13 protein-coding genes are annotated in these 14,122 nt (G+C 68.7%); 4 read left to right on the forward strand and 9 right to left on the reverse strand.

What is annotated here, in order from left to right; genetic code table 11:
* Nucleotides 1-316 precede the first annotated feature (316 nt).
* Nucleotides 317-3,052 (reverse strand): ATP-binding protein, encoded by a 2,736-nt coding sequence (locus tag ACFE7U_RS14705; protein ID WP_375410468.1) that lies wholly within the window; start codon nt 3,050-3,052, stop codon nt 317-319.
* Between the two features lie 227 nt (nt 3,053-3,279).
* Here ACFE7U_RS14705 and ACFE7U_RS14710 point away from each other — a divergent pair, with 227 nt between their 5' ends.
* Entirely contained in the window at nt 3,280-3,972 is a 693-nt protein-coding gene (locus tag ACFE7U_RS14710) for a BA14K family protein (protein WP_375410469.1), read from the forward strand.
* A 241-nt stretch (nt 3,973-4,213) separates the two neighbouring features.
* Here the strand turns inward: ACFE7U_RS14710 and ACFE7U_RS14715 are convergent, their stop codons facing one another.
* The 3 genes from ACFE7U_RS14715 to ACFE7U_RS14725 form a co-directional block, all read right to left on the reverse strand.
* Nucleotides 4,214-5,329 (reverse strand): HD-GYP domain-containing protein, encoded by a 1,116-nt coding sequence (locus tag ACFE7U_RS14715; protein WP_375410470.1) that lies wholly within the window; start codon nt 5,327-5,329, stop codon nt 4,214-4,216.
* 100 nt (nt 5,330-5,429) lie between these two features.
* A complete protein-coding gene (locus ACFE7U_RS14720) occupies nt 5,430-6,017 on the reverse strand; it encodes a TadE/TadG family type IV pilus assembly protein (RefSeq protein ID WP_375410471.1) in 588 nt (195 codons plus the stop codon).
* 101 nt (nt 6,018-6,118) lie between these two features.
* Nucleotides 6,119-6,691, reverse strand: coding sequence for a TadE/TadG family type IV pilus assembly protein (locus tag ACFE7U_RS14725; protein WP_375410472.1), 573 nt, complete (start codon nt 6,689-6,691; stop codon nt 6,119-6,121).
* Between the two features lie 441 nt (nt 6,692-7,132).
* Between ACFE7U_RS14725 and ACFE7U_RS14730 the strand changes: the two genes are divergently transcribed.
* From ACFE7U_RS14730 to ACFE7U_RS14740, 3 genes are all read left to right on the forward strand, one after another.
* On the forward strand, nt 7,133-7,633 hold the full coding sequence (locus ACFE7U_RS14730; protein WP_375410473.1) for a hypothetical protein: 501 nt from the start codon (nt 7,133-7,135) through the stop codon (nt 7,631-7,633).
* The gene (locus ACFE7U_RS14735) at nt 7,633-8,196 is read left to right on the forward strand and encodes a hypothetical protein (protein WP_375410474.1); all 564 of its coding nucleotides are present in this window, start codon (nt 7,633-7,635) and stop codon (nt 8,194-8,196) included. Before ACFE7U_RS14730 ends, ACFE7U_RS14735 begins: the two co-directional genes overlap by 1 nt.
* Nucleotides 8,197-8,276: 80 nt before the next feature.
* On the forward strand, nt 8,277-8,516 hold the full coding sequence (locus ACFE7U_RS14740; RefSeq protein WP_375410475.1) for a hypothetical protein: 240 nt from the start codon (nt 8,277-8,279) through the stop codon (nt 8,514-8,516).
* Here the strand turns inward: ACFE7U_RS14740 and ACFE7U_RS14745 are convergent.
* From ACFE7U_RS14745 to ACFE7U_RS14765, 5 genes are all read right to left on the reverse strand, one after another.
* Nucleotides 8,500-11,298, reverse strand: a complete 2,799-nt coding sequence (locus ACFE7U_RS14745; RefSeq protein WP_375410476.1) for a PAS domain S-box protein — start codon at nt 11,296-11,298, stop codon at nt 8,500-8,502. The genes ACFE7U_RS14740 and ACFE7U_RS14745 overlap by 17 nt on opposite strands.
* Nucleotides 11,295-12,119 (reverse strand): Crp/Fnr family transcriptional regulator, encoded by an 825-nt coding sequence (locus tag ACFE7U_RS14750; RefSeq protein WP_375410477.1) that lies wholly within the window; start codon nt 12,117-12,119, stop codon nt 11,295-11,297. Before ACFE7U_RS14750 ends, ACFE7U_RS14745 begins: the two co-directional genes overlap by 4 nt.
* A 524-nt stretch (nt 12,120-12,643) precedes the next feature.
* On the reverse strand, nt 12,644-12,910 hold the full coding sequence (locus ACFE7U_RS14755; RefSeq protein WP_375410478.1) for a hypothetical protein: 267 nt from the start codon (nt 12,908-12,910) through the stop codon (nt 12,644-12,646).
* Nucleotides 12,911-13,088: 178 nt separating this feature from the next.
* Nucleotides 13,089-13,745: a class I SAM-dependent methyltransferase gene (locus ACFE7U_RS14760; protein ID WP_375410479.1), complete on the reverse strand. Its 657-nt coding sequence runs from the start codon at nt 13,743-13,745 to the stop codon at nt 13,089-13,091.
* Nucleotides 13,746-13,789: 44 nt separating this feature from the next.
* The gene (locus ACFE7U_RS14765) at nt 13,790-14,032 is read right to left on the reverse strand and encodes a hypothetical protein (protein ID WP_375410480.1); all 243 of its coding nucleotides are present in this window, start codon (nt 14,030-14,032) and stop codon (nt 13,790-13,792) included.
* Nucleotides 14,033-14,122: the final 90 nt, after the last annotated feature.

Consider the following 14,122-nt stretch of genomic DNA (forward strand, 5'->3'; position numbering starts at 1 on the left):
GGCGCGCCAATCAACTCGTTGTTACGCATGAACGTTTCCCACCGGTGCTCTGGGCATCGGAGGACTGGTCTGCAAACTCTGCTCGTGGTGGGTTCTCCCAGCTAAAGATGGCTCGGTCCGCGCTCTCGCTCGAGCGGGATAGCGATCCCGGATGGCGCGCACGCAGGGAGACCCGAGGCGGCGATCTCCGCGATGTTGTCGGTATCCGTTCCGGCGATCGGCCGAGGGCGTTGCAAGCCTGTCGGCGAGGACTGCCCGCACGGTCGCGTCGGCGAGCGGGGTCATCCGCTCGCCTGTCGATGGCGACCACCACTCGTCAGAGCGTCGCTCGAAGCGGTGGAATAGTCTCCGCTGCGACGAACCGGGCCTGAAGCGCATCGATCGTCCGGCGCAGCAGATCGTCGACCGAGTCGATCGCGTCCGCGGATGGGCAGAGGGACTCGGCGCGGGCGGAGGCTTCGATCGCGGCCAGCCGCATGGCCAGGGCCTTTCCACCGACGTTGAGGCTCATCGACTTGAGGCTGTGGGCCGCTCGCGCGGCATCCTCGCCGCTCGCATCGGCCGTGGCGCTGCGCAGCTGCAGGATCGCGGTGGGCGCGTGCTCGGCGAAGATCGTCACCACACGCCGCGCGAAGGCGCCGCCGGATGTCTGCGCCATGTCGGCGAGGTTGGCGATGGTGTCGGCGTCGAGAAGGGCGACCGGCGCGTCGTCGAGGAGGGTCGGTTCCGGATCTTCGGAGGTGATGATGACCGGAACCGCCGCGTCGGGCGACAGGTGGCGCGACAGGACGTCGGAGAGGCCATGCAGGGTGAACGGCTTCGTGAGGGTCCCGTCCATCCCGGCGTCCCGCCAGGCATTGGCCACGGGTCCGACCACGTGTGCGGTGGCGGCGATGATCGGCAGCCGCGGGCGGGCTTCGTTCGTCCCGAACTCGTGCTCCCACTCGCGGATGGCTTTGGCCGCCTCGTAGCCGTCGAGGATCGGCATGCTGCCGTCCATCAGCACGAGGTCGAAGGGCTTTGCCCGGCACATCTCGACGGCGGCCCGCCCATCCTCGACGGTTTCGATCTCGGTGATCCCGAAGCGCGCCAGGGCCTCGATGACGACCTCGCGGTTCACGGCGCTGTCGTCGGCGACGAGGACGCGGGCGTGGGGGAAGCGCGGCCACGCCTGTCCGGTCCGGACCACGTGTCGATCGGCACGGTCGAAGGGGGCGCCCGTGGCAAGCGCGGCGACGACCGTCGTCAGGTCGTCCTGGAGGAGGGGCCAGCGCAGCACCTCGTCGGCAAAGCCGGCCTCGACCACCAGCGAGGCGGCGGCATCGCCCATCCCGGCGATCGCGACGACCCGCCCGGAGACGCTCGGTCTCGCACCCATTGCCGCGATCTCGCCGGCATCGGCGAACCAGTGCGCATCGGCGCCGTCCTCGCGGGGCACCGCCAGGAAGCCGGCCCCGACGAGTCGGTCGCGGAGGACCGCGGAGGTCGCGCAGCCGGCGGTGGTCACCACCACGGTCTCCGGCAGGCCGCCGGCACGGAGGATGCGCGGCGGGACCTCGGTCGCCGCGGCCGGGAGCGGGATCTCGGCCCAGAAGGTCGAGCCCGCACCGACGACGCTGTCGACGCCGATCGTCCCGCCCATCGCCTCCACCAGGCGCTGGGCGATCGAGAGGCCGAGCCCGGTGCCGCCGTAGCGGCGCGTGGTCGATTGGTCGGCCTGCGAGAAGGCGGAGAAGATCGTCGGCAGCTTGTCGGCCGGAATCCCGATGCCGGTATCCTCCACGCTCAGGCGCAAGGCGCCTGGCACGGTGCCGATCCGGACCAGCACCGAGCCGGATTCGGTGAACTTGAGGGCGTTGTTGACGAAGTTGGAGAGGATCTGCCCCAGCCGCACCGGATCGCCGACGATGCGACTCGGCACGCCGTACGAGAGGCCGGCGGCGAGATCGAGGCCCTTCTCCCGGGCCTTCTCGGCGAACAGCGAGACCACCGTGTCGACGATCTCGGCCGGCGCGACGGCGATGCTCTCGAGCTCGATCCGGCCGGCCTCGACTTTCGCGAAGTCGAGGATGTCGTTGATGATCGCCAGCAGGCTCTGGCCGGACCGGGAGATGACCTCGGCATGGCGTTTCTGGCGCAGCGGCAGGTCGGCGCCGGCGAGCAGTTCGGCCAGCACCAGCATGCCGTTGAGGGGCGTGCGGATCTCGTGGCTCATGGTGGCGAGGAACGAGGATTTCGCGGTGTTGGCGCTCTCCGCCGCATCCTTCGCCTCGAGGAGGTCGGCGGTGCGATCCGCCACGTCCCGCTCGAGGCGGTCGCGGTGCTTGGCGAGCCGCGCGTCGCGCTCGCGCACGGTGGCGAGCAGGCTGTTGAAGGTGGCCGCCAGCACCCCGACCTCGTCGTCGCGCACGATGGACGCGGTCCGGCTGTAATCCTCGTCGGCCCGGACCCGGTCCATGGTGCCGGCAAGCGCGGCGATCGGCTGGGTGATCGAGCGCTGCAGCGGGTACGACACGACGAGGCCGAGCACCAGGGCGAGCCCCGAGCCGAGTGCCGAGGTCTCCACGATGGCGATCAGGCGCGCGAAGAGGTCGGCGGTATCGGCCACGAGGACGAGGGTGCCGATCACGGCGCCGTGGTGCACGATCGGCACCCGCACCTGGGCCGTCCGGCTCGTCAGGAGTTCGACGACGGACACGCTGTGGTCGAGATCGAGGTCGCTGGCGAGCCGGATGGCGAGGCCCTGGTCGGCTAGGGTGCTGCCGTCGGCCCGCTCGATGGCGGCATAGACGAGCTCGGGACGCCGCGCGATGGCGCGCAGGGTCTCGGTGGCCGAGCGCGCATCGCCCTCCTGGGTCGCGCGGGCGCCCGCCGAGGCGAAGACCTCGGCGGTGGCGGTGAGCGCGTCGCGCTTGGCAGCAGCGTAGCGGTCGACCTCTAGCCATAGGCTGGAGGCGGTGCCGAAGAGGACCGCGAGGGCGACCGAACCGAACACGGCCAGCGCCATCCGCCCGGCCAGGGAATGGGTGAGACGGAAAAGCCTGTTCGGCACGTCGTGGCCCTCGCGCCCCGTTCACGGGACAAGACGGGTCTAGCGCAGCGGCGTGATCACCCCGTTAACCCACTCACTGTCGGTCATCCGTTGAGATCTCTCGTTCAACGGGGCGGACCCGTGCCTATCGGGCTGCGGCGTCTGCGCGGGTCGGCCGAATGCCGTGAACTGTCGCCGGTCTCGGACGTTCACCCGTTAACCAAATCACTTAACCTCAGGTGTATCCCATGAGAACCATGCTCCTGGCATCGGCGGCCCTCGTCGGCGGCCTCGCCCTGATTCCGATGACCGCCGATGCCCGTCCGGGTGGCGGAGGCTTCCGCGGCAACGCCATGAGCGGAGGGTTCGGCGGCGGCGGCCGATCCTTCGGCGGTGGTGGCGGTGGCTTCGCGGGCCGATCCCTTGGCGGTGGCGGGTTCCGCGGTGGCGTCGGATCGGCCGGAAGTGGCTTTCGAGGGAATGCGCTCGGCGGTGGCCTCGCTGCAGGCAATTCCGGCTTCGGTCGCGGCTTCGCCGGCAACAATTCCGGCTTCGGCCGCGGCTACGGTGGTGGCAATCGCGGATTCGGATCGGGGCTCGGCTATCGTGGGGCCGGCTTCGCCGGCGATCGCGGCAGCTATTATGGCGGGCGCGGCTACGGCTATCGCCGGGGATACGGCGGCCTTGGACTAGGCGTCGGCCTGGGTCTCGGCGCCGGGCTCGGCTACGGCTATGGAAGCAGCTATTACGGCAACGGCTACTACGATGGCGGCTACTACGACGGTGGCTATGCCCCGGTGTATTACCGCGAGGAAGCCGTAGAGACTCAAGTCGCGCCTGCCGGCGACCAGGAGGCGTATTGCGTGCAGCGCTTTCGCTCCTACGACCGTCGGTCGGGGACGTATCTCGGCAATGATGGACAGCGGCATTCCTGTCCCTGAGTTCGCCGTACGAAGGCGTCGGTCTCCCTGTGCTTCGAGCGCAGGGGGATCCCTCGATGGATGACGCCGCGGCCTTAGGACTTGCGGAATGCCGGCTCGACAGCCGCTCGAACGATCATCGGGCGTCGAGCCGGGCGGATAACGCCCGGAGCGAGCGGCTCCCGGAATCTCTCGTGAACGTCTGTACGATCGATTGCCTGCATCCGATGGATGCCTGCTCCCCAGGCGATCGGGGATGATGTCAGGCAGCGTCCTCGGTCTCACCGGCATCGGCGGATCCGTCTCGGTCGCGACCGTCGATCTTCGCTGGCATCTCCTCGGCCCGACCCGGCGCATCGCGAGCCGCGCCCGCGCCGTCGATGTTGGCGATGAGGGCTTCGACACAGCGCGGATCGAAATGACGCCCCGATTGCTCGGCGAGGAAGGCGAGCGCCTCCTCGCGGGCCCAGGCCTTCTTGTAGGGCCTGACCGAGGTCAGCGCATCGAAGACGTCGGCCACCGCCACGATCCGCCCGCCGAGCGGGATGGCCTCGCCGCTCAGTCCCCAGGGATAGCCCGTGCCGTCCCAGCGCTCATGATGCGTCGCGGCGATCTCGGCCGCGACCTGGATCATGCGCGACGTGCTGCCCTCCAGGATGCGCCGGCCGCGGTCTGCGTGAAGCTCCATCTCGGCACGCTCGATCGGGGTCAGCGGGCCGGGCTTGAGCAGGATCGCGTCGGGGACGCTGATCTTGCCGACATCGTGCATCGTGGAGGCGAGGCTGATCTGGCGCACCTCCCGCTCGCTGAAGCCGAGTCCCTTGGCGATGAGGGCCACATAGGTCGCGACGCGGGCGACGTGGTTCCCGGTCTCGGTGTCGCGGTGCTCGGCCGCCTTCATGAGCATGGTGACCACCTCGCGCTCGCGCGCTTCGATCGTCGCCGTGGCGGCGCTTACCTCGCGGTCGAGCCACGCGGCCCGGTCCACCTGTTCGAGCCTCGCCCGGTTCAATTCGAGCAGGTTGGCGACCCGGGCGCGGACCTCGAATGCCTCGAAGGGCTTGGCCAGGAAGTCGGTGGCGCCGGCTTCCAAGGCTTCGCGGCGCAGGGCGCGCTCGTCCATGCTCGTCACCATCACGATCGGCACGTGTGCGAACCCGGTCACCTGTCGCGCCGCCTTGATGAATGCGACGCCGTTCATCACGGGCATGTCGTAGTCGGTGATCGCGATCCCGATCTCGGCCGGACACGAACGGAGGAAGGCCAGCGCCTCGACCGGGTCGGTGAAGTCCCGTGCGACGCAGTCCGGAACGCCCCGGATCGCCTCGACCATGAGCACATTGTTCAGAACGGCGTCGTCGAGGATGAGGGCGAACATCGATGCTGGATCCCGGCAAGGCCGCAGAGCCTTTCATCGAAACATTGAAAGACCGTTCATGCCGATCCGTCGGTCTGCCCCGGCGCGATCCTGCCGCCGTTCAGGATGGGGGGCATGCCTCTCCGTTGGGGAGGACGATCTCGGGCGCCTGGCTGTGGTAGCGCAGGCCGGTACCGACCGGCCAGTACATCTGCCGCGAGAACACCACGCCGCTCAGGGACTGCCCGACCAGGGAGGTGAAGAGCGAGCCTGTCCGTGGTTGGTAGGGCATCCTGGTCTCGACAAGGAGCATCCGGGCTCCGCGGACACGCAGCTCCGCGGGCGGGGCCACTGCCGGTATCTCGCGTACCGCCCGCGGCGTCGCGTTGGAGGCCGCGACGCTCGAACAGACCTGCATCGGTCCCGACGCGGCCGTGCCGATGACGCCGACGGCGCTGACCACGATCTCGACCTTCTCCGTATCGAATGGCATCAGCACGACCTTCGAGGCCTTGAACATCCCGTCGATCTCCTGCCGGCTGGGAGCCGAGGCGCCTCCCGCGAAGTCGCCGACGGTCCGGGTGAATAGGTCGAGCTTGCGCAGGTTGCTCATCAGGTTCGCGACCTCGACCGTGCCGACGTAGAGCAGCAGCAGGATCGGCAGGACGAGGGCGAATTCGAGGAGGGCGATGCCACCCTCGGACCGCACGAACCCGCCCCCGGCAAGTCTGGTCCTTGCACGGCCGAGCCCATCCGCCATACGGCGTCGACGTCGCGACGGCGGGTCGGCAAGGGTCGGGAGCGGCCCCATCAGCAGCCCGTGAGGCCGGTCGAGCGACGCCCGAGTGTCACGACGGTGGCCGACTGAATGAGCCGAGAGCCGTCGGCGAAGACGGCGAGGCTCGAGACGGTGTCATGGAAGCTCTTCTGGGCGATGGCGGCCTGGACGACGACGACGCGACTGTCCGGGGAACAGCCATGGGCCGTGCCGAACCCCGTCCGCCAGGCTCCGGCATCGACCGGGCTCACGACCTCCACCGCGGTGAGATCGGCATGGTAGCTCAGGTCGATCTTGAGCCGGTCGCAGTTGATGAGTCCGCCGCCGCTCTCGCAGATCTTCGTGCGGACCATGTCGGCCATGGACCCGGAGCTCGCGCCGGTATCCGTATAGAACGATCGCGCCGCCGCCTGGACGCCGTTGTCGAGGATCACGTTCGTCCAGTAGGTGAGCCCGACCTCGAGGACCAGCAGCAGCAGGGTCATCAGTGGAAAGGCGATCAAAGCGAACTCGACCGCAGTCGCCCCATCGGCATCGCTCCCGAAGTCCGTGATCGCGGACCCGAGAGGCGATGGCGGCGACGACATTCCGTCCGGAGGTGGCATCGAAGGACGATCGCCCACCCGTCTCGATTCCCTCTGATGCGCCAGCGTTGGTTCGCGACGGTAAGGAGGGAACCTTGCGATTTCTTTATGCAGGGACGCGTCGTGGATGGGTCCAACTTACGATCCCGTAAGTCATTCGAGGCGGTCCTGAATAGAAGAAGCGAGGTGGCCGAGACGCTGCCGGCCCACGTTGCCACCGACACCATCGCTGCATGGCGCCGGGAGCGACTGCTCCGGCGACGACGACGCAGGGCGATCGACGGATGCTGACGGCCGGACCGGCGACGTCTTGTGGCAAAACAGCATCACCTGCGTCGGGTTATAAATAGCCTGCCAGAAACCTACTGAAGGATGATGCGGTTAAGGGATTTTTAACCATAGTCGTGAGTTCGTCAGCGTTCGTCGCGGTTCGCGAAACGGCGGCAGGAATGGGAGGTTCTCATGGATCCGATGAAGCGGGTGCCCCAGGCGCTTCAGTCAGAGCGGACATCCAGGGCGGAGACAGCACCCGCCGAGCCGGCCTTCGAGAACACCTTGGCAAACGTCCTGCGGCTGGTCGGACCCTTCGATGATCTCGATGGCGGCGTGCCGCCTACGCGCAGGTCCTCCGCGCAGGATTGGTCGAAGCTCATCGATCGCATTCGCCACGCGGCCCATCATGCCCGCGAGGTCGAGGCACAGGCCCATGAGCAGGAGCTTCGCGTTCAGGAACTGCTCGACCGCGTCCGTGAGGACGTGAAGAAGGCGAGCGAACGGGCGCGGGCGGCCGATGCGCGCTCAGCGGAACTGCAGGCGCGCAGCGACGCGTTGCTCAAGGCAGCCGACGAGCGCGTGAAGGCGGCGGAGGAACGTGCCCGCATCGCCGAGGAATGGCTGGCCCGGGTCTACGACACGATCGCCACCGAGTTCACGACCGAGCAGGATCGAAAGCTGACCGCGTAATGGCGGAACGAATTCCACGCCAATCGCCCGTCGACCCCGATCGCTGGAGCACCGGCGAAACCGGGTCCGAGCCGGATCGCGAAGGTCTCGGCGAGACGGCCTCCGCCGCGTGCATCGCGCCCGCCCCCGAGCCGGCGGTGAACGTGGTGCCGTTGTTCGCGGGGCAGGCGGAACCCGGAATCGATCCCGACCCGTCGGATGAAGCGCCGACGGATTGGCCGAGTGCGATCCAGATGATCCGCGAGGTCGGGACCCAGGTTCGTCGCGAACGCGACCTCGCACAGCATCTCGTCAAGCAATCGCGCACATTGGTTCAGCGCAGCGTGGTGCAGGTGGAGGAAGCCGAGAAGCGTGCCGAGGCCGCACAGGCGGATGCCGCCCAAGCATCCCTGCGTGCCGAGCGCGCGGAGGAGCGAGCGCGTCTCGCCGAGGAGCGGGCGAAGCAGGCCGAAGAGCGGGCAAAGATCGCCCGTGCCGGCGAAGAAGAGGCACAGCTCTGGCTCCGTCGCCTGTACGCGTGCCTCAGACGCGAACTCGGCGACCTCGCAGCCGATCCTCGCTAGAGAGACGACGGCATCGCCGGGGAGTAACTGCGCTCGGCCGCGAGAGAATGTGCCCATCGGCCGGGATGCATCAGGTGGAGATGCCCCGCCGCATCCTCGTTGTCGGCCGGATCCTCGACCCGGACCGCGGGCCGGACCGCGGGGGCGGTGACGGTTTCCGGATCCGGAAGGCCCTGAGGCGGCCGATCCGCAAGGGTGTCCGGAAGAAGAGCCGCTACCTCGAGGTGCTGCTACCGATCGGCGGCGCGTGCGAGACGGAGGGCGCCGCGAACGTCGCCGCGTCGAGCCCGGATCCGGCGGTGGTCAGAACGCGTCCTTGAAGTTGCGCAGCGGTGCCTCGAACACGCATCGGACTCCCTCGGCCGGATAGGTCAGCGAGATCGACCCATCGACGGCGCCCACGAGGCCCCGTTCGATCAGCCGCGAGCCGAACCCCTTGCGGGAGGGCGGGGTGACACGGGGGCCGCCCCGCTCTCTCCACGAGATGGCGAGGACCGGCTGGTCGCCGTCCGAAACCGTCCATTCGATGTCGACGTGGCCTCCGGGCACCGAGAGGGCGCCGTACTTGACCGCGTTGGTGGCCAGTTCGTGGATCATCAGGGACAGCGAGAGCGCGGCCCTGCCGCCGATCTCCACGGCGTCACCACGGTAGTGGATCCGCCCCGTGGCATCGTCCTGCGATCCGACGCCGCCGCGGATCACGGGCTCGATCGGCGCACGCTCGGCGGCTCCGCCGAGGAGCAGATCGTGGGCCTTGCCGAGGGTGATGAGGCGTTCGGCGAGCGTGTCCTTGGCGGCCTCGATGTCGGTCGCGCCGCGCAGGGTCTGCGCGGCGATGGCCTGGACCATCGTCAGCAGGTTCTTCATGCGGTGGCTGAGTTCGCCGTTGAGCAGGTCGCGCTGCGCCTCGGCCCGCTTGCGCGCGTCGATGTCGGCGATGGCCGCCACCGCCCCCGTCAGCCGTCCTTCCGCGTCACGGACCGCCGCCGCGACGCATTCGATCCACAGGCGGGTGCCGTCGACGCGCTGGTAGGTCAGCTGTAGCTCGGCACGGTCCACGTTCTCGGCAATGACCTTCGCCACCGGATATTCGAGCACCGCCACCGGCCGGCCGTCGGGATGGTAGCCATGCCATTCACCGTAGGCTTCGAGCGCCGGTGACGGCAGGACCGGGTGACTCAGGATCTCCTCGATCCGGGCGTTGCCGCCGACGATGCGCCCGCTCGGCGCCTCCGCGAACAGGATGCCGACCGGCACCGTCTCGAGGATCGTGCGCAGATTGGTCTCGCTGGCCCGCAAGGCGGTCTCGGTATGCCGGTTGGCGGTCACGTCGCGCGAGACCGCGAGCAGCCTCGCGACGGCGCCTTCCCCATCCCTGATCGGCGTGACCTGGACGTCCCACCATTTCGGGGTGCCCTTCAGGGTGCGGGCCGGCCCCGTGAAACGACCGATGCCGCCCGCCAGCGCGATCTTCACGGCGGCACGGGCTTCGTCCCTGCCGTTTCCTTCCCAGAACTCCGTCCAGTCCGTCCCGGCCACCCCGTCGAAGTCGTCGACCTCCATCACCCGCTGACCGCCCTCGTTCATGAAGCCGAGGCGGGCCTCGAGGTCGAGGACCTTGATGCAGTCGGCCGAGGAATCGAGGACGCTGCGCATGAAGGCCTCGCTCGCCTGCAGCTTGGCCGCGGCGTCGCGCTGCTCGGTGCGGTCGCGCAGGATCTTGAGGAAGCCGATGGGGGACCCGGCCTCGTCCCGCAGGGTCATCATCTCGCCGTTGCCCCAGAAGCGGCTCCCGTCCTTGCGCAGGTGCCAGCGTTCGTCGACGCCACGGCCGACCTCCAGCGCCGCGCGCATCTCCCGGGCGGCGACGCCGTTCGCCCGGTCGTCCGGCGTGAAGGACACGTCGGCCGGCCTCTTGTGCATGTCCGCCAGCGACCAGCCGAGGATCCGCGTCGCACCCTCGTTCCAGTCGTCGACGCGACCGTCCAGATCCATCACGATGATGGCGTAGTCGATGGCGCTGTTGAAGACGGCCTTGTAGCGGTCCTGGCTCTCGCGGACGGTCCGGCGAGCCTCCGCCTCTCCGGCCTCGGCGAGCCCCGCGGCGACCGTGCCGGCGAACAGGCGTGCCGCATCGAGGTCGCCGTCCGAGAAGGCGCCGACCTGGCCCGACTGGAGCTTGAGCACGCCGATGGCCGTTCCGCCCCGGAAGACCGGCACGTACATCGCCGATCGCATGGACAGCATCGCGATCACGTCGCGCTTGACGCGGCCGTCGAGCAGGACATCGGGGCACGACACCGCTTCGTTGTTCAGCAGGCAGTGCCCGGACAGGCTGCCGTGAAGCGGGAGACGCAGCCCTCGATGCGGGACGAGATTGCCGCGGACGGTGCGATAGACGAGCTCTTCGCCTTCACGCAGTTCGATGACGCCCCCTTCGGCCTGAGGGACCGCCTTCATCGCGCCGGCGACGAGAGCCTCCAGGATCGCGTCCAGGCTGCCCTCGGCCGACGAGATCGCGGCCTGTGCGTCGATCAGGGCCTGGTGGCGCAGGAACGCGGCGCGCTGCAAATCCAGACCGGCGTCGCGCAAGGCGACCGCGCGGCGCATCTCCATCAGGTTCATGACCTGGCGGGCCAGCTTGAGCAGGGCCGAAGCCTGGACCGAGGTCAGGCCGTGCGGACGTGGAGCGTGATCCATCACGCACAGCGTTCCGAGGCGTTCGCCCTCGGCGGTTTCGAGCGGAGCGCCGGCGTAGAAGCGCAGGAACGGGGCGCCGGTGACGAGGTGATTGGCGGCCGTGCGCGGATCCAGCGTCAGATCCCGAATGATCAACAGGTCGGATTGCCCGAGCGCGAGGGCGCAGACGGACTGTTCGAGCGGCGTCTGGCACGGCTCGAAGCCCGTCCTCGCCTTGAACCACTGCCGGTCGGACGCAACGAGGCTGACCAGCGCCACAGGGGTTCCGCAGATCAGGGCGGCGAGGCCGACGAGGTCATCGAAGCCCTGCTCGGGCGGCGTGTCGAGGATGCCGTAGGCGTCGAGTGCCTCGACCCTCGCGGCGTCTGCGGCCTCGCCGGAGACCGGCATCATCCTGCTCATCGGCCGTCCCCCCGCAACCCGGGCATGCCACCGTCCGGGGGGGGAACCGGCGCCGCCACGGACGGCGACGCCTCGACCGCGAGGATCCCGCCCTCGGGGGCGTAGACGGCGCCGAGCACGTTACGGAAGTGGCGCTGGACGCGGGCATGGCATTCGCAGCAGGCATCCGCCGACCGGCCGCGGTCCAGCATGTGGATCTGCCCCCGGCCGACATGGATCAGGCCCTGGCGCTGAAGCTCGCCGAGAACCCCGGTGACGTAGCTGCGCCCGACGCCGAGCATGTTCGCCAGGACGCTCTGGGTGACCGGCAGGGTATCGGTGCCGAGGCGGTCCTGCAGGGCGAGGAGCCAGCGCATCGCCCGCTCCTCGATGGGATGAGCGGCATTGCAGGCCACGGACTGAAGGACCTGAGCCAGCATGCAATCGGCGTAGCGCACGAACAGGTCGTTCAGGCTCGGCGACGCGCCCTTGGCCTCCCGCAGCCTGTCCGCGTCCATGCGCAGGATCGCTCCCTCGATCTGGACGACGCAGCGAGTGAATGCAGGCAGGTAGCCCTGGCTGACCACGCCGCCGACCGCACCCTCGTGCCCGACCGTGGCGGTCTCGACGGTACGGCCTTCGCGCAGTGGCACGACCAGGGTGGCGACCGTGCGGTCGAGCGGGAAGGTGACATGGGAGACATCCTCGGCCACCTCGAACACGATCTGGCCGCGTGAGCATTCGGCGCGAACGAGGTGCGGGCGCAGGAGGTTGCGGTCGCGCATGTCGAGTGCGGCGAGGAGCAGGTTGCCCTCGAACGGGCAGCCGGATCGACTGGACATGGCGAAGACTCGGATGGGCAACCCTCGGTCACCCTCGTCCCATCATTGGCATGCCGGATTTCGGTGCACAATCCGACAAACGCCATCGGGTGACGGTCTGCCTAGATTGTTCAGGGGGCGTGCCGATTCAGCATCACGCAGTCGATCTGTCGGGATCGTAGGGTGCCGACCGGACGCGCATTGGCACCGTACACTCGCCCGCGTCGGTCACCGGGACGCGAAGCATCCGATGATTCTCGACCCGACGAGGCAACATGCCACGAAATCCATGGCAGGCCGGTGACGTCCGATGATGTCGCGCTCACTCAATTGAGCAATGGCGCCGAGCGCGTCACGCGGATCCCCATGGAACCGAGACGCAATGGTGTCCTAACGGGATCGACAGGGTCGATCATTGCGAAATTCCCGCATTCCCTGAAACCTTGCCCCGCATCGCGGCCAGTCACTCGCATCACGCGAATCCGTCTGCGGACGTGGGACGAAGGAAGGCCCCGGCCGCGTGGAAGCGGCCAGGGCCAATCGACTTAGCGGTCGCGACGCTCGCGGCGTTCCATCCGCTCTTCGCGACGCTCCATACGGTCCTCACGCCGATCGGGATCGACGCCGAGAACGCCGCCCACGGTGCCCGTCGCGGCACCGACGGCGCCTCCGACGACGCCCCCCACCGGGCCGGCAGCGCGGCTTCCGTCTTCGGCGCCGCGTTCAGCGCCCCTGACGGTGCCTTGCGCCTGTGCCGATGCGGTCATCGCCAAGGCCGACAGGAGCGTTGCGGCAACGAGCATATGCTTCATGGTTCTCGTCCTTCGATCACGTTCTTCATGGTTTCGACCCGGGTGCCCGGATCGAAGTGCGTGACCAGTCAACGTTCGGCTATCGAAAAGGTGACAAAAGCGTCGGCGGATTCGGGCCGGGCAAGGATAAGGGAGCCGGGATCCGCCCACGCCGTGGCGGGACCGTCCGACGATCCACTCACTGTCGAAGCTCCGCCACGGCGTCGGTTTCATTCCCCGTCCAGCCGATCACGGCGGTGAGCGGGTCGCCCCGGCCGCCGGCGACGGGCGGGCGGATCTCGATCCGCGCGAAGGCGGCGCGCTGCAGGTAGAGGCCGACCAGCCGAGCGTGATCCTCCGGCCGGATGCCGGTCCAAATTGCCACGGCTTTCGTCGGGAAGCAGCGGTTGGAGAACGTGATGACCACGGGCGCGCCCGGTCGCAGCACGCGCGCGACCTCGCGCAGCACCGCTACGGGGTCCTGCAGGTACTGCACCGAGACGCACATCGCTGCCGCATCGAGGCTGGCTGTGCCGAGCGGCAGGTTCGGCTGGGTATTGAGGTCCTGCACGAAATGCCGCGACAGACGCGGATTGGCCGCGAGTTCCGCGGCATTCAGGCCGTGTCCGATCACGGCCGCATAGGCGACGTCCCGCGGCAGATGGCTGACCCAGCTCGACATCAGGTCGAGAATGGTCCCGCCGGGTGGAAGCAGGTCCCGATAGATGTCGGTCACGGCGGCGATCGCCGCGTCGTCGATATGCGTGACGAAGCGCGGCTGTGCGTAGAACAGGGGATCGGGCGATCCATCGGCCTTGGCGAAAGCGCCCGGCGGCAGTTCGGCCAGGTCGTCCATCGCTGCCATTTCGCCGGTTCCCGATGTTGTCGCCACTCGCAACCCTAACGCTGCGCGCGAAGGCTTGCGAGGAACCGGCGGGCCACCTCGCGCACGGCAGCGTCGTCCCGGTCCTCGCCCTCGGCCCGGTCCCAGAGGTGGCCGAGGCTGGCGTCGAGTTCGTCGAGCAGTTCCGGGTGGCGTTGCGCGAGGAAACGGATCGTGCCGAACATGAGATGCTCGATCGCCATCTCGCGGCGGCGGGCCTGCGCGATCTGGTCGACGGGTTCGTGATGCGGGTCGGTCATGCCGGATCAACCGGCCGAGGCCGGACCCGGTTCGCGGGGCAAGGGGTCACCTGTTGCCGCATCGGGTCATGTCGGCATTGACGTCCAAGG

This window comes from uncultured Methylobacterium sp., from assembly GCF_964251405.1.
Lineage (GTDB): Bacteria > Pseudomonadota > Alphaproteobacteria > Rhizobiales > Beijerinckiaceae > Methylobacterium.

Excerpts from the sequence above, each read along its gene's own strand:
- ACFE7U_RS14710 (WP_375410469.1), top strand. The coding sequence starts at position 3,280 with ATGAGAACCATGCTCCTGGCATCGGCGGCCCTCGTCGGCGGCCTCGCC.
- ACFE7U_RS14715 (WP_375410470.1), bottom strand. The coding sequence starts at position 5,329 with ATGTTCGCCCTCATCCTCGACGACGCCGTTCTGAACAATGTGCTCATG.
- ACFE7U_RS14725 (WP_375410472.1), bottom strand. The coding sequence starts at position 6,691 with ATGCCACCTCCGGACGGAATGTCGTCGCCGCCATCGCCTCTCGGGTCC.
- ACFE7U_RS14730 (WP_375410473.1), top strand. The coding sequence starts at position 7,133 with ATGGATCCGATGAAGCGGGTGCCCCAGGCGCTTCAGTCAGAGCGGACA.
- ACFE7U_RS14735 (WP_375410474.1), top strand. The coding sequence starts at position 7,633 with ATGGCGGAACGAATTCCACGCCAATCGCCCGTCGACCCCGATCGCTGG.
- ACFE7U_RS14740 (WP_375410475.1), top strand. The coding sequence starts at position 8,277 with ATGCCCCGCCGCATCCTCGTTGTCGGCCGGATCCTCGACCCGGACCGC.
- ACFE7U_RS14745 (WP_375410476.1), bottom strand. The coding sequence starts at position 11,298 with ATGAGCAGGATGATGCCGGTCTCCGGCGAGGCCGCAGACGCCGCGAGG.
- ACFE7U_RS14750 (WP_375410477.1), bottom strand. The coding sequence starts at position 12,119 with ATGTCCAGTCGATCCGGCTGCCCGTTCGAGGGCAACCTGCTCCTCGCC.
- ACFE7U_RS14755 (WP_375410478.1), bottom strand. The coding sequence starts at position 12,910 with ATGAAGCATATGCTCGTTGCCGCAACGCTCCTGTCGGCCTTGGCGATG.
- ACFE7U_RS14760 (WP_375410479.1), bottom strand. The coding sequence starts at position 13,745 with ATGGACGACCTGGCCGAACTGCCGCCGGGCGCTTTCGCCAAGGCCGAT.
- ACFE7U_RS14765 (WP_375410480.1), bottom strand. The coding sequence starts at position 14,032 with ATGACCGACCCGCATCACGAACCCGTCGACCAGATCGCGCAGGCCCGC.